The sequence below is a fragment of the Leptolyngbya sp. NIES-2104 genome (assembly GCF_001485215.1).
Lineage (GTDB): Bacteria > Cyanobacteriota > Cyanobacteriia > Leptolyngbyales > Leptolyngbyaceae > Leptolyngbya.
In genome coordinates this window covers 494,037-520,113 of record NZ_BBWW01000001.1, presented here as the reverse complement: position 1 = coordinate 520,113, position 26,077 = coordinate 494,037, and the positions used below count along the sequence as shown (strand labels likewise).

Annotated in this window: 23 protein-coding genes; 7 read left to right on the top strand and 16 right to left on the bottom strand. The window is 48.0% G+C overall.

Annotated elements, in window-relative coordinates; translation table 11 throughout:
- Window positions 1-27 precede the first annotated feature (27 nt).
- The gene (gene aroA / locus NIES2104_RS02550) at window positions 28-1,371 is read left to right on the top strand and encodes a 3-phosphoshikimate 1-carboxyvinyltransferase (RefSeq protein ID WP_058995445.1); all 1,344 of its coding nucleotides are present in this window, start codon (window positions 28-30) and stop codon (window positions 1,369-1,371) included.
- A gap of 292 nt (window positions 1,372-1,663) precedes the next feature.
- A complete protein-coding gene (gene tatC / locus NIES2104_RS02545; protein WP_058995443.1) occupies window positions 1,664-2,473 on the top strand; it encodes a twin-arginine translocase subunit TatC in 810 nt (269 codons plus the stop codon).
- A 30-nt stretch (window positions 2,474-2,503) separates the two neighbouring features.
- On the opposite strand, the gene NIES2104_RS02540 is transcribed toward tatC, so the two are convergent.
- The 15 genes from NIES2104_RS02540 to NIES2104_RS02470 form a co-directional block, all read right to left on the bottom strand.
- The gene (locus NIES2104_RS02540; RefSeq protein WP_058995442.1) at window positions 2,504-3,058 is read right to left on the bottom strand and encodes an SH3 domain-containing protein; all 555 of its coding nucleotides are present in this window, start codon (window positions 3,056-3,058) and stop codon (window positions 2,504-2,506) included.
- A gap of 217 nt (window positions 3,059-3,275) precedes the next feature.
- Window positions 3,276-3,854: a protoporphyrinogen oxidase HemJ gene (hemJ, locus tag NIES2104_RS02535; RefSeq protein WP_058995440.1), complete on the bottom strand. Its 579-nt coding sequence runs from the start codon at window positions 3,852-3,854 to the stop codon at window positions 3,276-3,278.
- Between the two features lie 8 nt (window positions 3,855-3,862).
- On the bottom strand, window positions 3,863-4,063 hold the full coding sequence (locus NIES2104_RS02530; protein WP_058995438.1) for a DUF2811 domain-containing protein: 201 nt from the start codon (window positions 4,061-4,063) through the stop codon (window positions 3,863-3,865).
- 366 nt (window positions 4,064-4,429) lie between these two features.
- Window positions 4,430-4,627: a hypothetical protein gene (locus tag NIES2104_RS02525; RefSeq protein WP_156426850.1), complete on the bottom strand. Its 198-nt coding sequence runs from the start codon at window positions 4,625-4,627 to the stop codon at window positions 4,430-4,432.
- Between the two features lie 65 nt (window positions 4,628-4,692).
- Window positions 4,693-4,932, bottom strand: a complete 240-nt coding sequence (locus NIES2104_RS02520; RefSeq protein ID WP_058995434.1) for a 2Fe-2S iron-sulfur cluster-binding protein — start codon at window positions 4,930-4,932, stop codon at window positions 4,693-4,695.
- 240 nt (window positions 4,933-5,172) lie between these two features.
- Window positions 5,173-6,642, bottom strand: coding sequence for a cobyric acid synthase CobQ (gene cobQ, locus NIES2104_RS02515; RefSeq protein WP_058995432.1), 1,470 nt, complete (start codon window positions 6,640-6,642; stop codon window positions 5,173-5,175).
- A gap of 30 nt (window positions 6,643-6,672) precedes the next feature.
- Window positions 6,673-7,074, bottom strand: a complete 402-nt coding sequence (locus NIES2104_RS02510) for an Npun_F0494 family protein (protein ID WP_058995430.1) — start codon at window positions 7,072-7,074, stop codon at window positions 6,673-6,675.
- A gap of 323 nt (window positions 7,075-7,397) precedes the next feature.
- Complete coding sequence (locus NIES2104_RS02505; RefSeq protein WP_058995428.1) at window positions 7,398-8,453, bottom strand: spore photoproduct lyase family protein; 1,056 nt, start codon at window positions 8,451-8,453, stop codon at window positions 7,398-7,400.
- A gap of 74 nt (window positions 8,454-8,527) precedes the next feature.
- Complete coding sequence (locus NIES2104_RS02500) at window positions 8,528-8,779, bottom strand: hypothetical protein (RefSeq protein ID WP_058995426.1); 252 nt, start codon at window positions 8,777-8,779, stop codon at window positions 8,528-8,530.
- A gap of 306 nt (window positions 8,780-9,085) precedes the next feature.
- The gene (locus NIES2104_RS02495) at window positions 9,086-10,402 is read right to left on the bottom strand and encodes a PrsW family glutamic-type intramembrane protease (protein WP_058995424.1); all 1,317 of its coding nucleotides are present in this window, start codon (window positions 10,400-10,402) and stop codon (window positions 9,086-9,088) included.
- A gap of 6 nt (window positions 10,403-10,408) precedes the next feature.
- Window positions 10,409-11,428: a VWA domain-containing protein gene (locus tag NIES2104_RS02490; protein ID WP_202815026.1), complete on the bottom strand. Its 1,020-nt coding sequence runs from the start codon at window positions 11,426-11,428 to the stop codon at window positions 10,409-10,411.
- Window positions 11,429-11,452: 24 nt separating this feature from the next.
- Window positions 11,453-12,688: an FHA domain-containing serine/threonine-protein kinase gene (locus NIES2104_RS02485; RefSeq protein ID WP_058995422.1), complete on the bottom strand. Its 1,236-nt coding sequence runs from the start codon at window positions 12,686-12,688 to the stop codon at window positions 11,453-11,455.
- Window positions 12,689-12,692: 4 nt separating this feature from the next.
- Complete coding sequence (locus NIES2104_RS02480) at window positions 12,693-13,865, bottom strand: RDD family protein (protein ID WP_058995420.1); 1,173 nt, start codon at window positions 13,863-13,865, stop codon at window positions 12,693-12,695.
- Window position 13,866: 1 nt separating this feature from the next.
- Window positions 13,867-15,414, bottom strand: coding sequence for an RDD family protein (locus NIES2104_RS02475; protein ID WP_058995417.1), 1,548 nt, complete (start codon window positions 15,412-15,414; stop codon window positions 13,867-13,869).
- Entirely contained in the window at window positions 15,411-16,799 is a 1,389-nt protein-coding gene (locus NIES2104_RS02470) for a PP2C family serine/threonine-protein phosphatase (RefSeq protein ID WP_202815025.1), read from the bottom strand. Before NIES2104_RS02470 ends, NIES2104_RS02475 begins: the two co-directional genes overlap by 4 nt.
- A gap of 376 nt (window positions 16,800-17,175) precedes the next feature.
- Here NIES2104_RS02470 and NIES2104_RS02465 point away from each other — a divergent pair, with 376 nt between their 5' ends.
- From NIES2104_RS02465 to NIES2104_RS02450, 4 genes are all read left to right on the top strand, one after another.
- Complete coding sequence (locus tag NIES2104_RS02465; protein WP_058995413.1) at window positions 17,176-17,697, top strand: FHA domain-containing protein; 522 nt, start codon at window positions 17,176-17,178, stop codon at window positions 17,695-17,697.
- A 2-nt stretch (window positions 17,698-17,699) separates the two neighbouring features.
- On the top strand, window positions 17,700-19,685 hold the full coding sequence (locus NIES2104_RS02460) for an FHA domain-containing protein (RefSeq protein WP_058995412.1): 1,986 nt from the start codon (window positions 17,700-17,702) through the stop codon (window positions 19,683-19,685).
- Between the two features lie 85 nt (window positions 19,686-19,770).
- A complete protein-coding gene (locus tag NIES2104_RS02455) occupies window positions 19,771-21,123 on the top strand; it encodes a DUF3370 domain-containing protein (protein ID WP_058995410.1) in 1,353 nt (450 codons plus the stop codon).
- A gap of 148 nt (window positions 21,124-21,271) precedes the next feature.
- Complete coding sequence (locus NIES2104_RS02450) at window positions 21,272-22,042, top strand: hypothetical protein (RefSeq protein ID WP_058995408.1); 771 nt, start codon at window positions 21,272-21,274, stop codon at window positions 22,040-22,042.
- A gap of 457 nt (window positions 22,043-22,499) precedes the next feature.
- Here NIES2104_RS02450 and NIES2104_RS02445 read toward each other — a convergent pair whose 3' ends face one another.
- Window positions 22,500-24,134 (bottom strand): CTP synthase, encoded by a 1,635-nt coding sequence (locus NIES2104_RS02445; protein WP_058995405.1) that lies wholly within the window; start codon window positions 24,132-24,134, stop codon window positions 22,500-22,502.
- A gap of 172 nt (window positions 24,135-24,306) precedes the next feature.
- On the opposite strand from NIES2104_RS02445, the gene NIES2104_RS02440 reads away from it, so the two are divergent.
- Complete coding sequence (locus NIES2104_RS02440; protein WP_059001529.1) at window positions 24,307-26,049, top strand: N-acetylmuramoyl-L-alanine amidase; 1,743 nt, start codon at window positions 24,307-24,309, stop codon at window positions 26,047-26,049.
- The last annotated feature ends 28 nt before the right edge of the window (window positions 26,050-26,077 follow it).

The window sequence follows — 26,077 nt, the reverse complement described above, 5'->3', positions numbered from 1 at the left end:
ATAACGAGGTCGATTTATGCCATTGATATGTCTTCTGCCGTTGCGCTTCGTGTGGTCGATACTCACCATGATTTAGTGATTCAGCCTCCTGCGGGCGGTATATCGCTGCAAGGTCGCATTCGCATTCCTGGAGACAAATCGATTTCACATCGAGCATTGATGCTAGGCGCGTTGGCACAGGGCGAAACGATCGTTCAAGGGTTATTGTTAGGCGAAGATCCGCGCAGTACTGCCAGTTGTTTTCGGGCAATGGGAGCGGAAATCTCGGAATTGAACACCGAAGAAGTTCGCGTCAGAGGCATTGGACTGGGGAATTTAAATGAGCCTGTGACCGTTCTCGATGCGGGTAATTCTGGAACGACTTTGCGACTGATGCTGGGAATTTTAGCTTCGCATCCCGATCGCTTTTTTACCGTGACCGGAGATGGATCACTGCGATCGCGTCCGATGTCCCGTGTGGTCAAGCCACTACAGCAAATGGGTGCCCAGATTTGGGGACGCAAACAGAATTCACTTGCACCGTTAGCGATTCAAGGACAAGCCTTAAAGCCGATTCATTATCAATCTCCGATCGCGTCCGCTCAAGTAAAATCCTGCATTCTTCTAGCCGGATTAATGACCGAGGGACAAACAACGGTGACTGAACCTGCTCTATCTCGTGATCACAGTGAACGAATGTTACGGGCATTTGGAGCAGATTTAACAGTCGATCCTGAAACGAACAGTGTGACCATAACCGGACAAGCAACCTTAACCGGACAGATGGTAATTGTTCCGGGTGATATTAGTTCCGCTGCCTTTTGGTTAGTCGCAGGTGCGATCGTACCCGGATCAGATTTGACGATCGAGAATGTCGGCATCAATCCAACCCGCACCGGAGTTCTGGCAATCCTCGAACGAATGGGAGCAGATATCACGATCGAGAATTCGCGGGAAGTCGCAGGCGAACCCGTCGCTGATTTACGAGTCCGTCACAGTAGATTAAAAGCGTGTGAAATCTCTGGTGATGTGATTCCGAGATTGATCGATGAAATTCCGATTCTGGCAGTGGCAGCGGTGTTCGCGGAAGGAACCACGATCGTGAAAGATGCCGAAGAACTGCGCGTGAAAGAAAGCGATCGTATTACCGTCATGGCAACCCAACTCAATCAAATGGGCGCATCGATCAAAGAACTTCCCGACGGCATGGAAATCACTGGAGGCACTGCACTTCGAGGAACTGAGGTCGATAGCTTTACCGATCATCGGATCGCGATGAGTTTAGCGATTGCAGCACTCAACGCCTCTGGAATCACGACCATTCATCGTGCAGAAGCGGCTGCCATTTCTTATCCTGACTTCACCAACACGCTCGAACAAAGTATTCGTTAGGACAATTTCCAAGTTTTACGGACTCTGGCTAATTGGGATTCATACTCCGAAGCCGCCCAAATCGAAACCGCCAAAACCACAAAATAGCTGACAGCAGCAATGAGATTTAACATGGCTTTTATTAACTGATTGGATGAATAATATCCAAAGCATAAACCGCCGTATATGTTACCTCGTCAGCCACAATACGGATCTCCCAAAAATCTCCAGATAGACTTTCGATCCGAAACTTGTCTGGTCGCCCGTCCTCGATACAATGGTTACAACCCATCGGATATCAGAGCGAGACTCCATGACTGCTCCTTCGGAACTCGAAACCTCTTCCAACTCCACGATCGCGGAAAATTCCCCCAGCGAATTAGCCCCCGCCGAACCCGCCACCCTTGATGACGGCGATGTTCTCGATGATGTGGAGATGTCGCTGTTCGATCATTTAGAAGAATTGCGGCAGCGGATTTTCGTGTCGCTGATTGCGATCGTGGCTTGTATCATCGGGTGTTTTGTCTATGTCAAACCGCTCGTTCAATTTCTCGAAGTGCCAGCGGCAGGTGTGAAATTTCTTCAGCTTGCACCCGGAGAATATTTCTTTGTTTCGATGAAAGTTGCAGGCTACAGCGGATTGATTTTAGCCGCACCGATCATTCTGTACGAGGTCGTAGCGTTTGTGCTACCAGGATTGACGCGGCGGGAAAAGAGATTTCTCGCGCCTGTTGTTTTGGGATCAAGCGTTCTATTTCTGGGAGGATTGGCGTTCGCGTATGCGTTATTGATTCCGGCAGCGTTGAACTTCTTCATTTCCTACGGCGCAGAAGTTGTTGAGCAGGCTTGGTCAATCGATCGCTATTTCGAGTTTGTTCTACTGTTGATGTTTAGCACCGGGTTAGCGTTCCAGATTCCAGTGGTTCAAGCATTGCTTGGATTTTTGGGAATTGTTTCATCGAAAACGATGCTGGCGGGCTGGAAATACGTTCTACTCGGTGCTGCAATTCTTGGAGCCGTGATCACACCCTCGACTGATCCGCTCACGCAAAGTTTATTAGGGGGAGCCGTGTTAGGGCTTTATTTTGGTGGAATTGGAATTGTGAAACTGTTGGGTAAATAAAGCGCGATCGCTCATGATCGCGCTTTCAAGCTAGTAAATGCTTAGTGTTCTCTCGCCGTTGTTGTTGAGAAAAAACACCGCATTTCGCCCGGTATAGGTTACTCCATCTGAGCTTCGTCTCACACTTACAGGCTCTCCCCTTAGTTCCGTCCGATTCGTTCTGCGGTTAAACGCATTTAGGCGGGTTTCTCCGTTTCTCGTGTAGATTCTGACTTCATAATCGTTGACTAGAAAACGGCGATCGCTAGCATTGACAGTAACGGGTTCTCTCGGTCCGCCCATTCCAGCGCCGTTAATGGGTTGAATGTATGTTCCATCTACCCAACCTTCAATCCCCGATCGATAAGTTTGGACGTAGTACCAACGATTTCGATTGGTTCCCACTCTTTGATCTAAAAGTCGAACCCGATCGCCCCTCACTCCAAAGCCCCGCACTAAGGCGGTCGCGCTAGGGGTTGAGCGTAAATTAACCGTAGAATCAGCAAATCTCGTGGATAAGACCGCGTCACGAGCGAACGCGGGTAAGCTGCTAAGTGTGATCATTCCGAAAGATGCGATCGCGCCAAAAAGCAGTTTGATGTTCATATGGTTTTCTCCCTGATCGATAACTATCGATACTTGCCGAACTCGACACATTCCGGCAAGCACTCCCCAGCGGCACCTATTTCGTACAATATCGTTCTGAAGTAAAGCATTGAGTAAATTTAAGTTTTCTTTTATTCGAGTAAAGGGTGGTGAACGATCAACAAAAACAAAAAAGACGCTCCGCAGAACGCCTTTCCCAGAAATTTGAACGAGCAAATTACGCACTCGCTTCGGTCGTTGAAGCTGCCGCTAACTGCTCTTTCGCAAGACGACGTTTCTTTGCATAAAGCTGAATAAACGCTGCCATTGCGACGATCATTCCAAAAATTCCCCAAGCCGTGGCACTAGTCGGAATATCGTTCTTGAACACCGCCAACATCACCACGATCACAAACAAAACGGTTGGAAATTCATTGAACCAGCGGAATTGCTGCCCGGTCAGCTTGCAAGTATCAGCGGCGAGGCTTTTTATGATTCTCAAGCAGGCGTGATCGTAAACGATCAGCAGCGCGACGCAAGCCAGTTTGATATGTAGCCAGGGTTGTTTAAGGACATCCGGTTCCGTGTAAACTAGCCCGCTCGCCATCGCGATCGTCAATAGCAATGCCGGAGTCATGATAATGCGATAAAGTCGCTTCTCCATGATTTGATACTGATTTCGGAGAATGCTGCGAGCGGGTTCTGCTTGTTCGTTCGCTTCCGCGTGGTAAACAAACAAGCGCGGCAGGTAAAACAAGCCCGCAAACCAGCAGACAATTCCCACAATGTGAAAAGCTTTAAACCACTGATATGCCATAAAAATCGTTATGCAGAGTGTTTGAAAAGCGTATCGAGATAAACCGCAGTGGTTGATCGATCGCATTCTCCATTCTGCAATAAAAAGAGGCTCAATGCAGCAGTGAGGACTTGATCTTGATCCCAATCCGGATGGGTTTCCAAATACTGTGTTAGTGAGGTGTGCAGGGCTTCGGGCAGGTCGGTCAAGATGCTTACGATCGGGTACATAACTTAATGTCTTAAACAGATTTTGAGGATGAGCAAAATCGAGCCTCGTTTTTCAACAGGCTGTGGAAAACGTCAACTTTCACAGGAAAAAGTCTCTTCTGTCGCTTTGGGTGCAAACTCGCACCTTAGAGCGGCTAGAACGTAGCATTTGTACTGGTTTCAGCCATTTTTGGCGCGGCTGATCGAACGGTCTTATTGTGCTTGAAAGAGTCAATTTCTGTCAATGCCAGAAAATGTATCGTAGCGTATCAGTTTGCGCCTGATACAACGGTGGAATGGGGCTTTAGGCGATTTCACTTTCTAAATTCTGAAGCCTACGGGCGCAACGGACACTTATTCTAATCGGTTTTTCAGTGCTTCTACGGTTTATCCACAGGGACGACTTTTTTCCTGTGGATAACTGGCGTGAGCCTGTGGAAAACTCACGCCAAAGTTGAGGAAAACGTTGCTGTTTTCCACCGAATGAGTTTGGAACTGTGCGATCGCATCTCTATTCAGTTTTTCCGGGCTATGCGACCCTGACTGATAGCGGTTTGCAATGTCGATCGAGAAGAGTTCGGGCAAAAAATAAAAGGGACACACCGAATCGCTGATTGAAGCTTACGAATTCTATCAGGGCTTGGGGCGAATTACCAGGTCGGATCGTAAAAGAGATTAATCGTTACGGTTTCGCGTCCAGGCGGCACAGAGGCGATGCAGCTTCTCACGGTTTCTCCGTCGTCTAGCTCGACTTCGCAAGCGTGACACGACCCCATCAGGCAACCTGTGGGAATGGAAACCCCGGCTCGATCGGCGACTGCTAAGAGCGCTTCGCCGACTTCGGCATCGATCGTGACATCATCGGGTAAAAATCGAATGCGAACACTCATAGCTTGGATTCTAAAGAATATCTAAACGCTTCAGGCTTTCGGGAATTTTGCCTTTAGTGTATGAATCAAGGACAAACGGGTACGTTGCACCGAAAGGGTTAGGGATAAAAGCGCATTCAGATTATCTGATGCGCTTGTTTTTTTGAAATGAGAGTGAAATAAACTGCAATTCTTGTGGAACTGGCATCTTGCCAGTCTGGGCAGGTGAGGACACCTACCCTGCAGTATTTAATTCATGCACTACGGCAGGATTGGCTTGAGATCTAAATGGGGTTCAATCGAATCTGCCAATTGATCCAGCATGAGTTCGCGCTGTTCGCGGTAGTTGGCGACTCCGGTAGGCAGCGATCGTAATCCCCGCTGTTGGCGCAATCGATTCAACCAAGCACGTCTCCAAGGACCATTATCGAAGATTCCATGTAGATAAGTGCCCCAAACCGATTGGGATTCGTCTACAACACCGAGATTTGCATCATCGAATAACGCTTTTGTGCCTTCGGATTCCTCGAGTAAGCGAGTTCTACCTTGGTGAATTTCGTAACCAGAGACGGGTAAACCTTCTTGAGGGAAATTAGAAGTCACATTGCGCTGACGGGCAATTTTTTGACCTGCAATCACCGTTTTCAGCGGCAAAAGTCCTAAACCGCGATACCGTCCTTCTTGCCCTTCAATGCCTTCTGGGTCAGCGAGAATTTTACCTAGCATCTGGAAGCCGCCACAAATACCGAGAACGGTTCCACCCGCCGCTAGGTAGTTTTGAATTTCTTCTGCCATACCGGATTTGTGTAGAGCGATCAGATCTGCGATCGTCGTTTTCGATCCTGGAATAATCACCGCGTCCGGATGTCCCAATGGCTGTTTTGGATGGAGATATCTCACATTCACCGAAGGTTCAGCTTCTAGCGGATCGAAATCGGTGAAATTGGAAATGCGCGGCAGACGAACGACACCGATCGTCAAATCGCCCTTGGTATTCGAGGGAACGCGATCGAATAGCGACAACGAATCTTCCGCTGGAAAAACTTGATCAAGCCACGGAATCACGCCGATGACTGGAATTCCTGTTTTCTTCTCCAGCCATTCAATCCCCGAATCTAAGAGCGATCGTTGTCCCCGAAACTTATTAATCACAACGCCTTTGATTAATGCCCGTTCATCCGGGTCAAGCAGTTCTAAAGTTCCGACGACGTGAGCGAATGCGCCACCTCGATCGATATCTACCACCAAAATCGTGGGTGCATTCAAATACTTCGCGACCCGCATATTGGTTAAGTCGCGGTGCTTTAAGTTAATCTCAGCGGGACTGCCTGCCCCTTCGCAGACGACTAGATCGAATTCTTCGCTGATGCGCTTGAGGGAATCCTCGATCGCTGCCCATCCTGGCTCAAAGAAATTCTCATAATAATCCACCGCATTCGTTCGCCCGACCACGCGCCCTTTGACGATCACCTGAGAAGTCATATCGCCTTGAGGCTTAAGCAAAATTGGATTCATCTCAACCCAAGGCTGGACTCCCGCCGCCCAAGCCTGAACCGCCTGAGCATACCCAATCTCGCCTCCGTTTGCGGTGACATAAGAATTGAGCGCCATGTTTTGCCCCTTAAACGGCGAAACGCGGAATCCTCGACGCGCCAGAATCCGACAGAGCGCAGTCGCCACCATTGATTTGCCTGCGTGAGAAGTCGTACCCACGACCATGACAGCTTTCATTCATTCACCTCCGGATAGTATGAGATTGATTTAGAACGGGAGTCGGAGCCAGCGATTCATCGCATTGAGGAGTCGATCGCCTAAATTCGCCTTGCCAAATCCTCCGACCGATTGCCATTGCCCAACGAGTTGCCGACCGAGCGGAGTCAGCCGAAAACTATCAGTTAATCCTTGCCCATCGACTTCACGCCGCAGAAGTCCGACTTGAATCAGCCACAGCAGGTCGCCATCTGCTACGAGTTCTGAGAGGTTGCGTTTACTGTATTGATTCCGAATCCCAGCAATTCCAGCCACAGCACTTAATGAAACACTGTGATCGAGCATAATTACGTAGAATTTCAGCCGGAATGGGGCACAACGAACAGCGCGGGAGGCTCGATCGAGTGTTTTTTGGGGATAGCGGAATGCAGGGTTAGAGGTCGTCGGGGTCATCAGTAATCGCGACTAGGTTTGGTAAAGCTTTGGTGAAGTTTAAACGGATTCAGCCTCTATTATTGACAGAAATAGTTTTTATTTACGAGGGTTTATCGATCGGGTTGAAATTCAGTCTAATCTTCGCCGCGATCGCGATCGAATCCGGTTAAAGTTCGTTTGTTAACTCAGTAATTTTGCCAGTTACGGGAAGGTTTGTAAATTTTTGGGGGTCGATCGTAAAATAAATCCCTTAAACGAGTGATGCAAACCGCCAAGCTCCAAAAAAATAACAGGTCTCCATCTGAAATAGATAGAAACCTGCACGATTCCCTCAAATGCGCTTAAGTCCAGTACAGAACCTTACCCTGCGGAAATCGCTGCGCTAACTCACGCTCAAAGAACTGTCGCAACTCGCGCATCGTCTTCGCATCGTAGACATACTTCATGCCGCCAAACTTATTGCGCTTGACCACCCGCGAAGCCTCATCCATATCCAACTTCGTATTCGGATACCAGCCCTTCAAGACTTCCTTCGATCCGGGTGTGAAGCGGTGCGAAATCAGCTCAAACGTCAAATCGCAATCAAAATCAATCAGCTCAGACATGCGATCGAGCAACTGAGTGTAATGCTCTTGCCAATTCTCGATCGGCATAATCGGTGCAATCACAATGCCCAACGGATAGCCACCCTCTAAACCGAGTCGTCGCAATGCCTGAAGCCGCTCCTCGACCGAGGAAGTACCCCCCTCTAATCGCTGACTCACCGGAGCCGCATTCACACTGACGCGACAGCGAGTATGTCCATTGTGCGGCAAATCGAGCAACCCTTCGACATTGCTAAACTTCGACACCCAGCGCAGATACCCATCCTCGCGGGTCCCAAAGTAGCGAATACACTCCGCCAAGCTACCCGTCAGATGCTCAATGCCGAGCGGGTCAGTGTAGCAACTCACCTCATAGCTCGTCTCACTACCCGGACGCTCGTATCGCCCTAGATTATCCAAAATCTGCGGCAGATTGGCATACACCCGAATCACAGGCGGACCCGACAAACTACCCGCGAGATAACAATACTGGCAATGTCCCGGACAGCCCTCAGCAATGTGAAACTGCCAATCGGCAGAAGGCGGAATCGGACTGAGCTTAAACTGACCCTGCGGAGCGGTCACAACCGCTAATGTGCGCTTAGAAATACTATACGTCTCACGCTCATCTTCACCCCGTAGTCCGGTGAGTCGATTGCGCGGCAACTCTTCGATCGGTAAATTCAATCCCTCAACGCGCTCACGAATCTGCTGTCCCCACGGCTCGTCCAATGCAGCGGGCGTAAACAAAACGCGATCGGGCATCCACAACTTAGAGGCTCGGACTTCACGAACTGGAGCAGTCACTACCATGAGTCTCAATCCTTGTCTTACTCTTCTATTATGACAACGATTGAGAAGGCTGAATCCTCCTTTAGGTGCGGGTTCTACGCCATTTTAATCAGACGGTTCCACACTTGTTTGAGGGCACGATTTACGGCAATTTTTTCAGCGATCGAAGCTTCTTTTTGATCAAACAACGGTGCAAGATCTTTGGCTTCGGTCAAATCGAATCCAAAACCGATCAATTGCTGCCTGTAGGATTGTTCCTGAATCGGGTTTCGTCCTTGCGCTAGTAATTCCAAGTACTCGATATCGGACATTTCTAGATTGATCACGATCGCTTGAGAAGTCTGCACAGTATTTTTTTCCCCTCAATATTTCAGGACAGCATACCAGGTTTCGGGAAAATTTTGTATGAAAATCATCTGTCTATAGGGGGAGTTCGAGCATAAGCATGAAAGATAGGCAAATCGAAGAATTCTTTCGCTCCGTTGTTTACTCGCTCCGGAATGGAATTCGGGGAAGAGCGGTGCGAAGTCCCTTCAGGACTGCAATCCTCGACTTATGCGTCTTTAGCCCCCTTTAGTGGGCTTCGCACGATTAGCCCCGAATTCCATCCCGGGGCGGGACTGAATCGAAGTGAAGAACTCATCGAACTAAGGTCAATTAACGATCGATCGCACATTCGGCGACAGTTGCCGCGCCTTCAGAATTGCACCAATCAGCAAACAATAAGCAATAATTCCTGCAAGTCCCAATGCCCAAGTTCCCAAGGCTGAACTGGAATTCCAAAAGGCATGAACACCCGCTGCAATGAGATAGCCGGTGATCAAAAACTTCCATCGACCCCGTGGTTTGAGTTCGCTTAATCCGATGTAATAGCCAAAATAACCGCTATAAGCCATGTGACCAAACACAGAGCCAACAATTCTCGGAATTAGAAGCTGCAATCCAATCAGTTCAGCAGAACCTCGATCGGCAGTTTGCATCGAAATCGAAGTCACCAAATCAGGAATGTACTGTCCTAATGTCTCAATGAGTGTAAATCCTAGTCCCGAAGCCGCTCCCAGAATGATTCCATCTAGCGGTTCTGTTACGCCGATTCGCTGCCGAAATTCAGGTGCAACCGTGCGACCGTACCAGGTTAAAACAAAAATTGGAATCGCCTTTAAAAGTTCTTCTGCAAGACCCGCTCCGAAAAAGAACGAAATAAACAGCGGAATAAACCCAACATCATCAATCTGTTGAGGAATTCGACCCGGTAAGATAAAACGAAACACAAATGCGATCGCGCCCCACACCGGAGTCAGTAACAATATCGGCGTTGCAATAATCGGAATGAGCAGTACCCACCACGGTTTCCGCTTGCCACAAAGCTTATAGATTAAATAAAAGCCAGCAATCCCCAAATAGCCCGCCAAGAGTAAGTTAAACCACCCAGGACGACCCAGACTAGAGAACATTAAAACCACCCAGAGAACCGTGATTACTCCGGGTAAAAGATAGCCTTGTTGTCTTAGTTCTCGTCCGGTTCCGGCAAGCGGAAGATAATGACTAAAAGTAATTGAACTTGCGGGTGCTCGAATCGGTTCAACTTTAGGAGGAGCTTCAACGGGAGTCGAGGTCTCAAGAGTTGGCGGAACTGCCTGAACTTGAAATACTTGAATCGTCGTATCTCCAAGGACGAGCATCGTGCCCGATCGAATGAATTCTGTCCCTTGACTTAAGAGACGACCATCGATCGCGATCGGGTTAATATCGCGCAGGTTCTCGATCGTGAATTGTTGAGTTGTGGGATGCCACCGAATCTCGGCGTGAAGCCTAGACACACCCGGATCATCGAACACGATATCGCATTGTTCTGCATCGCGTCCGAGTCGAAGTGCATAAGGAGCTTTGTAAAAATCTGGCTCGGTCAGATCGAATGACATCGATCGAGAAAAGCCTGCTTCTTGCCAAGTAAGGGTGAGGAAACTCATGAACAATTACCGAGTTGCTGTAGAAATCGTTTTACCTAGTGCCATCAGGGTACGCTTGAAGTCTTCGGCACGAGTCCGAAAATCATCGCCTTTACCAATTTCAAAGGCTAATCCGCGTCTGCCTTCTAACAGTCGAAGATAGACTTGACTGCGCGAATCTTGCGTTTTCATTACAACATAGAACTGATCAACAGCGACATCCCGCATTTTCTGCACCACTTGATCAATGTTCTGAACGGTCACATCTGGAATGTGAGGGGGTGCATCGGTGACCAAAACAATCACTTTATTGGCACTTGGATCAAAGGGTTGATCTAATGCAAGGAAAACGGCATCTAAGCTACTTTCTGGCTCATCACCGCCACCTTTAGCTTTGAGATGGGCAACTTGCTCACGGAATAGAGCTGGATCGCTGGTAAAGGGTTCGCCGTCGAAGAGTAACACGCGCTGTTCTTCGTGGATTAAGCGATCGCGAAATTCAATCAATCCGACTCTAGCGCGAACTGATTGCGATTGAATCGTATCGGCAAACGAAGTAATCGCATCCCGCACCGCATCAATTTCACCCTGCATACTTCCCGTACAATCGAGTACGAACAGAATGTCTGCTTTGCGCTGGTTCTGAAGGACTTTTTGATAGAGCGCTTGGAACTGTGCTGGATCAACATAGTTCGGAGTTTGTCCGTTTGGAATCGTAGCATTGGGAGAAGCTGAAACCGCATCCGGCACTTGGGGTTTCGGCATTCGCGACTGTGGAATAATCGTTGGAGCGGGAGCCGCTTTAGCAACTTGATTTGGCACATCAATGATCGTTGAATTCGATCGCGGCTCTTGCTGTGATGGCGGTACATCAATAATCGTTGAATTCGATTCTTCTTGCTGAGATTGCACCATTCGCGATTGTGGCATCACCGTTTGTGGAATTGGGCTTTGCTGCACCGGATTCGAGTGGAGAGCCTTACCACAGTCAAGACAGAAATTAGCTGCATCTGGATTGGTCGCACCGCAATGAATACACGTTTTCATGACATTTCTTCCGAAGTTGAACAGTTAAGCGGGTGAATTGAAGCGAAGAAAAATTTCTCCAACTTTAATACGATCGTCATTTTGCACTTCCAGCGGTGGAGCATTGGGATTGAGCAGCATTCCGCGAAGCAGTGTCCCGTTTTTGCTCTGAAAATCATTGACAAAGTAGCGCCCATGCTGCCGAGTAAAGATGAGATGTTTACTGCTGATACTGAGATCGTTACCTGCAATGTCGGCGCGACCTAGAACGATCGATTCACCCGGTTCTAGTGTGACTAAAGTTCGAGCATTTCGATTCGTTCCGGATTCCACCGTTAACAGGGGATAGTTAAAGGAGATACCGCCCGTTTCTTTCACTTCCGGAATCGGCGGCACAGTTTTTCGACTCGGTTCTGCTGCTAGGACTCGAATCACGTCTTCCACTGATGCGAATCGATCGTCGGCGTTTGTCTTCACCATTCGAGCGAGAACAGCGGCGGCATTGTGGTAAAAGTCGCAGTGAAAATCACTCAACTCGATGCACTCCACGGGTTGTGGAAATTGCCCCAGGAATTTGACGAAATTCTCGAATCGATTAGCAACCCATCCTTGCTTCGCCCAAAAGGTGTAGCCCATTGCTAACTCGTACAAAATGTGTCCGAGCGCGTAAATGTCCACTCGCGCATCTGCAATCTTAGAGCCATAGATTAAAAGCTCTGGAGACATATAGGGTGGTGTCCCCATTACTTCACCCGTCATTGTTAATCCTTTGCCTTTGAACTTCGAGAGTCCAAAATCGATCAGCTTCACATAATGATCTTTGCCGACCAGAATGTTTTCCGGCTTGAGATCGCGGTGAATGATGTTACTACGATGAGCATCAGCAACTCCGATCAAGATTTGATCAAAAATGCGGCGTTTCTGTTCAGGTTTTAGCGTGTCTTCAGCCAGAACTTTATCGAGCGATCGCGCTTCAAACAGTTCAAACAAAATCAAAAAAGTGCTCGAATCCCATTCCCGAAGTCCAATCACCGGAACAATATGTTTTGAAGGAATCGAAACTTCTGCTTCTAATCGCACTCGTTCGACCAGCACCGTATTCGGTTTGATCGCCTGAATGATTTTCAGCACATACAGTTTCCCGGTCGCTGGATCGCGCACTTTCCAAACCGTACCAAAGCCACCGACCCCAAGCAAATCCAGCAATTCAACGTCAGCTACACCTGGGATCTGAATCGGAATAATGCCGCCTCGATAGTTTTGTAAAACACGATCGTGCATAAGCTTAGTTGTTAACAGGAACGATCGACACACGAGAAAGGTTATTGTTGTTGTCGCAGTTGACAGCGGTAAATTCCCCAGACGGAGCGCGTTGTACGAAGATGTTATCCGGGCTGTAAGTGGAAGTTGCTTGCTTTGTTTCTTCGTCGATCGGATTTGATCCGAGCAACCAAATTCCATTCGGAGAAACTTTGAGCTTCATCGCTTGCAAAACCACTCTAGGTTTGTTTGCTTGCTTATCAAAGAATTCGGTTCGCATCACTCCGGTTGCTCCTTTCATTCGCAGCACAGATTGATGTGATTCAATGCCGACTGCAAAATTTACCTTCCAATCACCATCAATGTAAGAATTCGGGCTGGGCGGTAAGAGTTGCTCGGTGACTCCACAACGCATAATCGTACTGGAGTCTTGATTTGCATTGCTGTTGGAGTTTTGATTTGTGTTGCCAGAATTCTGATTGGGTGTATTGCCAGAATTTTGATTTGGCGGATTCGATTCGCGTTGACTTTGCACTGAAGTTTTCTGATTGGCTTGCTGTTGATTCGTTTGAGTACTTCCACTCGTTAGCGGCACACCCGGAATCACATGAAATAACAATCGAGCAACAACCGCGATCGCGATCAGTTGCAGAATGATTTTCTGCGGCACAAAGCGCTCCGGATCATCATCTTCAATCACAAAGGTATGAGCAATCCGATCGTGCAACGCTTGTCGCTCTGGCATAAAAGCCGCCATCAGATAGCCCACCGCTCCAAGCAGCAGAGAAACAATCACCAAAATACCCGCCAGCACGAAGTAAGGGGAATCTGGATTGCCTGAATATCTTGCAAATAGCGCAATGACGATCGCAGCATAAAATATAACAATCCAGAGCGCTTTTCCTAAAAATCTGAGCGTCGCTTGCTGGAGTGAGACTTGCCCCCCTGAAGCATTACAGACACTAATTCCTAGCGCCATTTTGCCAAAGGTTCCTCGTGCTCTAGAGCTTTCCATGAGGCTGTAATAGCCCCACTGAATCACCGTGTACAGCGCGGCATAAGAGAGAAACTTTACTGCGAGTTCTGCTTGAGAAACACCGAAGAAAATGACAAATCCGACAAAAGTTTGAATCAATCCATCAATAAACAGTGCTAGAAATCGCTTTGGAATCCCAACATATTGAAGTTGACTAATCATCTCAAGATTTCCTTATCACGAAACAGTTGGTGATGCGATCGTGTAATGCCTGACGAGTTTCCGTAAAGCTTGCCATCAAAAATCCAAGCCCCAAGGTGACATAGGAAAAGATTTTGCACAGGTCGCGCACAAAGGCACGCTGTAACGTCAATCGCTTCCAATTTCTATCTGTAACCTGAATTCCCATCAATTGTTTGCCGAAAGTTGCCTGCATTCTGGAACTTTCTAGCACAGTCGTGTAGAGCAACCCCAGCGGAATATAAGTATAAAAAATTGCATTGAAATAGTTATCGGCGTTATCCGGTTGATAGCGATTCGCTGCCAGCACGATCGCGCTTGCGAGAACGAGCAATGTTCGATCGATTAGATCCGCGACCAATCGCAACCAGAATCCGGCATATTTGGGCGCGGTTGGAGATGCGATCGGAGTTGCGATGAAATCGCGGGCGGGGACAGGAATCGGGGCGGGAATGGGCGTTGGTGTAGAAGCAGGTTTCGGAATGACGATCGTGGGCGGAATCGGGGAGGGTGTCGGAATTCTCGGCGGGGGTGTGGGAATGCGTTGCGGTGTGGGAGTTCTCTGAGGCGAAAGGACTGTTTCTTGATTGGCAAATTGATGAGCATCCCACCAAGCCTGAACATCTTTCGGACGCTCATCGGGATTGAGCCGAATCGCACTGCTAATCAATCCTCGCCAAGGTTCTGCCACCTGCATCGAGTCCCAAAGCTCAGCACCATGATGGGCATAGCTCAGCAGTCGAGAAATCGACGAAGGCGGTAATGTCCCAGTTAAAAGCTCGTGCAGCATCATGCCCAGTTCAAACAAGTCACTTCTCGCATCGGTATGCTTGCCATCGATGACTTCTGGAGGGGCATATGCTTCTTTAAACGCTTGCGTGGTTCCGCCTCCTAAGCCTTGTCGAGAAGCTCCAAAATCGATTAAAACAACGCGCCCTTCCGAGGACATAATCGCGTTATCCGGTGCAATATCGAGGTGATAGACTCCCCGCTGATGGACGACCGTTAATGCACTCACTAACTGAGACATGATTTCGCGAATACGATCGACATTTAATCGCCGCTCAGGTTGTTCTTCGAGTTCATCTCTCAGCGTCCGTCCTTTGATTAATTCCATCACGAGATAAGCTGTATCCCGCTCCTGAAACGCATTGTAGACATCCACAACACCCGAATGCTTTAATTTTGCCAACAAGGTTCCTTCGCGCAAAAATCGCTGCAATCCTCGGTGATAAACATCATGCTTCGTGTGAGGAATCACTAAGCGCCCGGTTAGTCCTTCTCGGAAAGCGTGTTCCTGTGGGTAAAACTCTTTGATCGCGACCGATCGTTCGAGTCCGATATCAAAGGCTCTGTAAGTGATGCCAAATCCACCCCGACCGAGCGGATAATCGATGCGATAGGTATCGTGATGCAGCATTGTGCCTGCTTCTAGACAGTCGCGCAGCAGGGAAGGAAGATGAACACCACAATTGGTGCAGTGAACTGAATTGAGCGGTAATTTATCAAAACCGCAATTGAGGCATCTCATGAATGTTCACCTTGAATCGAGACAATGACATCGATCGCAGGTTTTTCGACCTGACGCAGGGGAGAATTGCCTTGAGGCGATTTGAGCTTCCACAACCGAATGCACCCTAAAGTTTTGCTCTTTGTGATGATCTGTTCGGGCGATTGTTGCAAAATTGCTTGTGGGTCGTCGGGTTCTGGTGTGTTCGATCGACAATTTTTGTCGAAAGCTTTGAGCTTCGGAGCGTGCCACTGAACAAATTGCTGGGTGTCGGGATCTTTTGTGGTCAAGGTCGAACCATCTGCGGAAAGCGATTCAAACTCGTGAAACGGCGATCGCGGAATTGGGGTTTGAGCGGGTTGCTGTGGAGTCACTTGCTTAACAGTGGGTTGAGTCAGGAGCGGATCGCTCTGAGCTTGAATCCAGGTCAGGAGTTGGAAGCCGATGAAAATCGCTGCGATCGCGCCTGCAAGACAAACAGCGGTGATTAAGAAAAGTCCGCGCCGTGAGAGGGTTCGTTTCCGCCGATTGCGAGGCGGTGATTGAACTTGAGTGGTCAGCGAAGATTGAATGAGAGTTGGCTGCGATCGTACTGAAGTTGCAGCAGGAAGTTTTCGGATAGAAGTCGCTTGAGAGGGCACTTTGTAGCGCCATAAAATCACAGTTTGATTGTCTGTTTCTCCTTCATTTCTCGCCGCTTGGATTAACTGTTCCGCTTGTTCGGGTAAGTCGATCGGTTTACTTAAGATTGTTTTCAATTGCTCTCGACTGAGTGAGCCGCTGATTCCATCTGAGCAGAGTAGCAATAAATCACCGGGTTCTAAAGTTCTCTCGTAAACAGGATCAGGTTGCGGTAAGGTTTTGCACCCCAGAAAAAACTCTAGCTGTCCGCGTCGTTCGTGGTAGCGTGCCATTTCTTCGGAGATTAAATTTGCTTGAGCTAAGATACCGGGAACCGAATGATCCTGTGTGACGCGAACTAGCTCCCCGGTCTTTTGGCTCCAGTGAAATAAAGGACTATCTCCTAAATTTGCGGCGATCGCTTTGTTGTTCCAGATCAGCGCAATCACGATCGTTGATCCAGCCCGATCCCAACCGTTAACGCTGACCATGCGTTGAACTAGCTCGTTTGCACTCTCGATCGCATCGAGTAGCACTTGTTTTAAATAATCGATCGAGTCAGCTTGTGCAGCAACTTGATCAACTGTTTTCTTTAGAAAATCTTCTACTTTCAGAACTGCTTGACGACTGACATCTTCGCCATGTTCGTGTCCGCCCATTCCATCAGCAATGACAAAAACTGGGATCTGAACGCCCTGATCTTCGAGCAAGAAGCTGTTATGACAGTCTTCATTGTTCTCTCGCTGATTCGTTTCGCTCCGAGCGAAATAGTTAAGACTCTTCATACGCTGACTTTGGGAATTCAACATGAGATGTCAGTGCAAACAACAACAGCGCTGAATCGTAGATACAACGCTCAGGTACAGGACTGAATTCGGGCGGTAGAGCGCACAGAAGAGAGTTAGACCAGGCAATATTCAAACTTTACCAGCTAATCCATGGAATCTTCTGAATTAAAAATCATCTAATGTTAAGTTTTCTGCATTTGTCAATTCAAGATGCAAACCCCATTTAATTAAATAATGTGATTCAGTCGATCGCGCTCTACAAGCTCACCGATAGAATAACGAACAAAGAGAAACGCATCTTGTCCGGAATCTGCAATTTAAATTTGGAATTCACTCGCACGATTAGATTTAGAAATTATTACGATCGATCACAATGAAAGAGTTGGTGCTTACTTGGAATGGCGGTTCTCAATCCCGCGTCATTCGATCGAATCAGCCTGGAATTCTCTCAAATCGCTTCCGCATCGGTCGCGATCCGCTCACTTGTGATCTCGTTTTACCTTCTGTCACTCAAGCAAATTTAACTGTTTCTAAGCTTCACGTTGAAATTTCTTTTGATTCGGATCAGTTTTATTTGCATAATCTCAAAGGTGCAAGCAATCCTCCAAAGCTGTATGGTCAGAAAGTATATGATGCACCTGTTGTGATGGATAAAAACGGTGTATTACAGCTAGGAAAATGTGAGATTGCGATCGCGATCGTCGTTCCGAAAGTCGTTACCGTTCCACCCACGAATCCGGCTGAATCGTCGAAGCCCGATTCCGTCAAGCCGCTCATGTGTCCGCACTGTGCAACAGGATACACCTATGAAGAATCCGCACAGTTAAACGGTCGCTGTCCTAAAGATGGATTCTTTTTACACGGAGCTTCTGTCTATATTCCCCACAATCGTTAGCTATGCCAGTTACTGTTACGCTGTTTTGGAGTGACCCGGTTACAGAAGCCGAACAAGAAATCGTGGCGATTACTCCGATCGCGATGGGTCGCAGTCCAGATGCAATCAATGCTCAAGGCATTCCAGACCGTCAGCACGTCATTCTCAATAGCTTACAAGTGTCGCGCTTTCATGCCCTGATTGAATGGAAAGATCGTGAATTAATTGTCAGCGATCAGAGCAGCAGTAACGGAATTTTAGTCAATGGTAGACCTTGCCAAAGTTCGACGCTGGTCGATGGCGATGTTTTGCAAGTGGGACCGTTTCAGATTTCAGTACTGCGGACTCAGTTTCCATCACGAGTTACAACTGTTTCCCGTCCGCCTAGCATTCCATCACGATCGAGCTTTCCTCCTGCCTGGTTTACGGATGCCGAGCAGATTTCAATGGCAGATTTAGCTCACGGTGCTTCGCTCAGCAGAGCTGTACGCAAAGAAGTCGAACAGCTGGATTTTGCTGCGATCGGGGGTGGATTAGGAAGCTATATCTGGGCTGACTTACTGCGACTTTCTGGAATTCGTGCCGATCGAATTCGAGTGCTTGGAAAAGTGCAGTTTGATCAATCTGGTAACATTCGTCCCGATGCCGATCAAAAACCGTACTGGAACTATAAGCAACTGTGCGAATTTTCTCAGATTCCTCCCCATGAAAGACTCCGATCGAACTCTGATTCTTGCCCTGACAATATCTGGGGATTTCCGAGCTATGCCCTGCGAGAAGCTTGGACAGACTTTGGAAAAGGTGATATCGGTCATGCACTCAAATTGATGTGGCAAGTGTTCTCAGAGCCGACTGGAATCGAAACCTACACACCGCGATCGGGCAGAGTCTTCGATTCCATCGATCGAGAAATTCGCCGCATCGGATGGCATCAGATGTTTCGCTACGGAGATGTGCGGGCAATTCGGAAAACGAATGACGATCGCTATGTGATTGCTTATTCTCGCAGTAGTGCAAGAGGGTCAGACTATCGCTATCTAGTCGCTCGGCATGTTCAGATTGCGATCGGTTATCCAGCGTTGCGCTATTTGCCCTTAGTCACGGCGTATCGGGAGAAAACGAAAGAATCATTTCACGATCGCTTAGTCGTGAATGCCTACGAAGATCACCAACACATTTATGAACAGCTTAAACACCGAGGCGGCGGCGTTGTCATCCTACAAGGTCGCGGAATTGTTGCTTCTCGGATCATTCAGCGCATCTATGAAATGCGACAACAAGGTTGCAAAATTCAGATTGTTCACATGCTGCGATCGCCCGTTCCGCAAGGTCATCGCTACGAAACTTCTCAGCGAGTGGTAAAAAATCATCAGGAGCTTCAACCGTTTAATTGGCCCAAAGCTTGCTGGGGTGGAGAGCTAAGAGAAAAGCTAGAAAATGCAACACCGGAAGAACGCAAGCGATTGTTAAGTGATTGGGGTGGAACAACGACCGCCGATCGACGAGATTGGCAAGAAATTATCGATCAAGGGATTCGATCGGGTTGGTACCGCATTCTATTTGGTGAAATCAAAGACCTACAGCGAGAAGGGGAACGCTTGCGGATTGACATTATAGAGAAATCCGAAGGGCGCATGAGCAATGAGCAAATGATCAAAGTAGACTTTTTGATTGATGCAACTGGACTGACGAATGAAATTCAGTTCAGCCCGCTGCTCAAAGATTTAGTGCTGCGCTACAAGCTCGATCTCAATCCAACACAAAGACTATCGGTGAGCAATGGCTTTGAAATGAATGGAATGAGAAATGGAACGGGTCGAATGTACGCAGCGGGAGCAATGACATTGGGCGGTCCGTATGCGGCAGTTGATAGTTTTTTAGGGCTTCAGTATGCCGCGATCGCTGCGGTGGATGACCTTCTATCCGCAAATGTGTCTGGGGTGCAATCGTTGAATGGAATGCGATCGTTTGATCAATGGTTGCGATGGATTCACGATCGAGAACCTTAGAGGATTATTGGAAACGTGTTGTTTTTTGCAGGGTCTGATCCGAGATCCGGTATGATCTTGACCGCTCCTGATCTTGCTTTTCTTTATGTTGTCGCTTCTTTCCAGTTTGATTTTGTCACAAGCTACTCCCACTCCCCAACCCCAAACGATCGTCGAATCCCAAGAAATGCGATCGCTCCCCGGTGAACTCGATTCTGTCCTCGTCTTTAACAGCAATAGCCCCGAAGTCGTACAAAAAGAAGGCATTTTGCTCTCAACCTTTTCCCCCGCTGGAAAGCAAGTTCCTTCAGCTCATCTCAATCAAGTTTTTTCAGGACGCTTTGACATTTTCGCGCACCATATCGCCAAAGCACTGACCCCGACTGATTTGAGAACGCTGTATCTCGGAGTGATTGCAAACAATCCTGGCAAAGAACCGATCACGATCGACATTCTGCAAGCGGCAAGCTATCTTAGCCAACCCGATGCCCCGTTTATTCCGTTGCCGTCGTCGATCGGAAACGATGATGGGAAAAATTTCTCAGGTCCTGGAAGTCGGGCAGTAGGCGACGTGCTGCGGGGATTGCGGCAAGATATCTTTCCGGCTCAGATCGTGATCCCGCCTGGAGAAAGCCGGATGTTGCTCAATTTGCCGATTCCGGTGAAGACACTCACGCCGCCCTTAAATGGTCGATCGACGTTGATGAGACTTCGGAGCACAGGAGCAGTTTATCTCGCCAGTTTGGGAATGTTCGCGAAGCAAAATCCAGATGGACAAGAGCGCGAACCCAATTTGCAAGAATGGGAAACGTTATTGAACACAGCAGATGTTTCAGGACCGCGAGACAAAACACCAACCCCGATCGAGCAAACTCAGGGAACGCTGATCTACAGTCGGGTTGCAGGTGTAGCGGTTGGCTCTCAGTGGAACGGCAGAATCGTGGAGCAAGGTCGCGATTTTCTCTCAGTTCCTGACCCTGGAAAAGGCTTCTCTTACGGTTTAGCAACTTTGCATCGCGGCACATTAGGCACGAATCAAAACCAAAGCGCGAAGTTGATTCGACGTTATCCAGACACGGCTTATCAAGCACACGGAAACTATGCGATTCAGTACAGTTTAACGATGCCGCTAGAAAATACGAGCGATCAGCCTCGAACGGTTGTGGTCACCGTTGAAACACCGCTGAAACGAGAAGACACAGAACAAGGATTGCGCTTTTTACAGCCGCCGGGACCGCAAATGAACTTTAGAGGAACGATTCGCCTGCGGTATAACGACGATCGAGGTTTACCGCAGACGAGCTATTTCCATCTCGTTCAGCGACGTGGACAACAAGGCGATCCGCTGATCACGTTGCAGATGAAGCCTCAAGAACGGCGCTTCGTTCAGTTCGATTTTCTCTATCCGCCTGATGCGACACCGCCGCAGGTTTTGACGGTGAAAACTTTGCAGCCATAATGCGATCGAGTTGAGAAATTACTCTGTTTCTAAAAACCTTGTAAGGCTTAGACGGGAAGCTTCTTCTGATTGAAGAGATGCTGAAGTTTCCCGTTTTTTGTCTTTAGAAGCGTATGATAGATGAAACTGTCCGCTTTAACTTGCGCTTATGACAGATTTACTCTTATTTGCATCGATCGGACTGATGACGGCTCTTGTGTTCGTGGTGAAGCAGTTTCGACAAGAGCAATCCCAGCACGTCATTGTTCAACAGCGGCTCAAAGAATCGAGAGATGCCGAACAAGCATCTGAAACGATGATTCAACAATTAGAGCAAGAAAATTATCGGCTGAACCAAGATAGAGAGCTTCTAAAACAGCAGTCTGAAAAACTATACAAGGATATCGAAAAAGAAATTGAGCAAGAAACAAAAGAACTAAAAGAACGCATTCGACAGCTAGAAGAATTAAATTACCAGTTAAGTCAGGAAAATCAGGAATTAAAGATTGTTAAACCTGTAGAAACTAAATCAATTCCAGAACAGGATGGATTGATTATTTTAAGAGCATCCGAGCGCGATTTTTATCCGAACGAACGCAGCGAAATTTTGCTTGATGTGCTGAAAGATTCGCTGAGAAACGTCCGTGAAAATAGTCGAAGGCAGCATATTATTGCTGACATTGTTTCTAATAACTCGTTTGAGTCGAAGCGGGAAAAGATTAAAGCAGAGCTTCAGGAGCTATTTCGAGATTATCGAGATATGAGCCGTAGTACACGGAAAGCATTAGAGCGAATGGGGTTTGAAATCGTTTCTGAAAATAATCACTACAAACTTATTTTTCAGAAGGATAATCGCTACATGGTCGCTTTTGCAAAAACAACCAGTGATTGGCGGGCTGGGAGAAACATCGTCGGGCACATTTCTAATCTTTTGTTGTAGTTGGGTGTTCTGTGAAACAGTTCAAAGGGCATTTGGTAAGTCTCTTTGCTTCGTTGTTGACTCGCCCCGGAATGGAATTCGGGGCTAACAGTGCGAAGTCCCTTTAGGACTAGACTTCCTGCACGAATGATTGTGCCTTAGCGAATGGAATTCGCAGCTATACAGACAAAGTGTGCCTTCGCACACTAAAAGCCATTTTTGAGGTCAGTCCGCCTTCGCGGACTTTGTTTGTATAGCCCCGAATTCCATTCGGCGGGCATTCATGCAGGAGACAACATGATCGCGATCGCGTTCACACCCACGGATGAAAATCTATTTTCAAAGCAGGTCTACTGAAAACCTCGATTTTACAGGTCTTTAGCCCCCTTTAGTGGGCTTCGCACGATTAGCCCCGAATTCTATTCCGGGGCGAGACAGCATCGAAGCGAAGAGACTTTTCACACTCTTCGACAGGCTCTTACACCTCAACCGGAACTTTACTCCCTGACACTCCCGTTTCTCGATTCAGAGCCGCCTGCACAAACCCTCTGAACAACGGATGCGGACTGCTCGGACGAGACTGAAACTCTGGGTGAAACTGGGTCGCAATAAAGAACGGATGCCCTGGAAGCTCAATAATCTCAACCAACCGACCATCTGGAGAAGTTCCACTCACCACATATCCAGACTCTAAAAATAGATTGCGGTAAGCATTGTTAAATTCATACCGATGGCGATGACGTTCGTAGATCACTTCCTCACCGTATAGTGATAACGTCAGCGTGTTCGGAGTCAATCGGCAAGGATACAAACCGAGCCGCATTGTGCCCCCCAAATCCACGACATCATGCTGTTCGGGCAGCAGATTGATCACCGCGTTCTTCGCATCAGGAACAAACTCCGCACTATGAGCACCGTCAAGATGAGCCACATTTCGCGCCCATTCAATCACTGAGCATTGCATTCCTAAACATAGTCCCAAAAATGGAATCTTGTGAGTTCTGGCATATTCGATCGCATTAATCTTCCCATCGACCCCCCGAATTCCAAATCCGCCCGGAACGACGATTCCATCCACATTCGCTAGATAGTGTTCGGCTCCTTTCTCTTCGATTTCCTCGGAGTTAATCCAGCGCAAATTCAACGCACTTCCAGTCGCGATCGCAGCATGTTTCAGCGCCTCCACAACGGATAGATACGCATCAGAAAGACGCACGTATTTTCCAACGATCGCGATTTCAAGCTCTTGAGACGGTTGATAGAGGCGATCGACTAAAGTTTGCCACTGAGACAGATTCGGTTCGCGTTGATCGAGTTGCAGAAGTTCGATCGCTTGAGTGGCTAGTCCTTCTTTTTCCAGTCGGAGCGGCACTTCATAGATACTTCCGGCATCTTGGCACGTAATCACACATTCCGCCGCAACATCGCAGAATTCGGACATTTTCTCTTTCATGCCCGGAGGCAAAGGACGATCGGAGCGACAGACGAGAATATCGGGTTGAATCCCAATCGATCGGAGTTCTTTCACCGAATGTTGCGTGGGCTTTGTCTTCATTTCGCCTGCTGCCGGAATCCAAGGGATCAGCGTCACGTGCATGTAGAGAACGTTTTGCCGTCCAACTTCTTTACGAAACTGGCGAATCGCTTCGAGAAATGGCAGAGATTCAATATCCCCGACTGTTCCACCAATTTCAGTAATAACAACATCAGGATTGGTATTCTGAGCAACTCGTAGAATCCGTTCTTTGATTTCATTCGTAATATGCGGAATTACCTGAACTGTTCCACCGTTGTAATCTCCGCGCCGCTCTTTATTAATCACGGCTTGATAAATCGACCCCGTTGTCACACTGTTTAATCGTGACATCGAGGTATCCGTGAACCGCTCATAGTGACCTAAATCGAGATCCGTTTCTGCTCCATCTTCGGTGACGAACACTTCGCCATGTTGGAACGGACTCATCGTACCCGGATCAACATTAATGTAGGGATCAAGCTTGAGAATCGACACTGAGTAATCTCGTGACTTGAGCAATCGTCCGAGACTCGCGGCTACAATCCCTTTCCCAATGCTAGAAACAACGCCACCCGTAACGAACACAAATTTAGTCATATCCCCCGTGCCGACCTCTGCCAAAACTTTATCCGGTCTATTCTGCCACAGTTGAGCAAGAGTAAGGGTGGAATATTCGGAGTTTCTCAAGGAATCGATCGCAACTGTTGGCAGATTTTGCGCGTCAACGAAGGCGGTATGTGATACCGTATCCCTTATTTCGATTGCGGCGATGAAGCGATTCCTGAGTGCATTAATTTTGGCGGTGTTGACGACTGGATTGATTGTGACGACAGCCTGGTCGAAACCGTCTTTGGGTGTGGTTTATCCGCCTGCTGAACATGAGACGATCGCAAAACAAATCTTCTTTATCGGTTCGGCTCCTCCCACAGGTGAAGTGACGGTCAATGGTAAGCCGATTCAACGAAGTCCGGGCGGTCATTTTGCTCCCAGTTTCCCGCTTCAGTTGGGCGAGAATGTCTTTTCAATTCGCTATCAGGAGCAAGAACTTAAAATTAAAGTCACTCGGAATTCTGCTGAGCTACCTGATCCGGTCGGAATGAATTTTGGCAAAGATTCGCTCACACCCACAACTGATTTAGCTCAATTACCAGGAGAGCCGATTTGTTTAAGCGCGATCGCGCCTCCGAACAGTATGGTGAATGTCCGAATCGCCGGACAAGTTTTACCGCTAATGCCGCAAACTCCGATCGCGAATTTGCCCGCGAATTCTGGTGTGCTAACCGGACTCGTTGAGCCGACGGAACCGCGATCGACTCAATATGCGACGTGCATTAAACCGCAATCGATCGGGGAGTTGGGCAAGGTCACTTATCTTTTAGGCAGTACCAGTCAGGAGGCTCCAGGAAAGCTTGTGATTCTTGATCCCGCACGATTAGAAGTGGCAGAAGTCACCGCAGACCCAGGAACCGCTAGAACGGGAGCGAGTACGAATTTCTCGCGCCTGACTCCGCTACCGAAAGGAACCAGAGCAACAATTACTGCACGAGAAGGCGATTGGGTAGGGCTGGATTATGGTGGATGGATTCGATCAAGCGAAGTCAAAATCGTTCCCGGAGCCACTCCAGTTCAATCAATTATTCGCGGCATTACCTCACGTCGATCAGAAGATTGGACAGAAGTGTTATTCCCGCTCCAAACGCCAGTGCCAACCACAGTGCAACAGGATCAAAATCAGTTTATTCTCACGCTCTACAATACAACTGCACAAACTGATACGATTCGATTAAGCGATGATCCGGTAATTTCTAGATTAGATTGGGAGCAAGTCGAACCTGGAAAGCTCGAATATCGCTTTAATCTAAAATCGAATCAACAGTGGGGATACAAACTGAGATACGAAGGCACAACACTTGTTCTATCACTAAAACATCCACCGCAAGTAAAATCAAAATCATTGTCAGGAATCAAAATTCTGATTGATCCGGGACATGGTGGACCTGAAGATCTAGGATCAAGAGGTGGAACCGGATATCCAGAAAAAGAAGTAGCGCTGATTACCAGTAAAAATCTGCGCGATGAATTGGTGAAACGGGGCGCAACGGTCGTGATGACTCGTGAAGCGGATATCGATTTAGATTTAGCAGCGCGAGTGAAGCAGATCAATGAAACGGAACCTGCGATCGCGCTTTCTGTTCACTACAATGCCCTTCCAGATGATGGCGACGCGATGAATACAAAAGGCATTGCCACATTTTGGTATCAAACTCAGGCGCATGATCTCGCGCTATTTTTGCATAACTACTTAGTGAAGAAACTCGATCGACCTTCCTATGGCGTGTACTGGAATAATCTAGCGATGACTCGTCCAACGACGACTCCATCCGTGTTGTTAGAGTTGGGCTTTATGATCAACCCGACTGAATTCGAGTGGATTACGAACCCGCAGGAGCAGAAAAAACTTGCGATCGCGCTTGCCGATGGTGTCACGGAGTGGTTTTCACAAGCTCGATAAAGCTTTTGTAAATCTTAACGTCAAACCA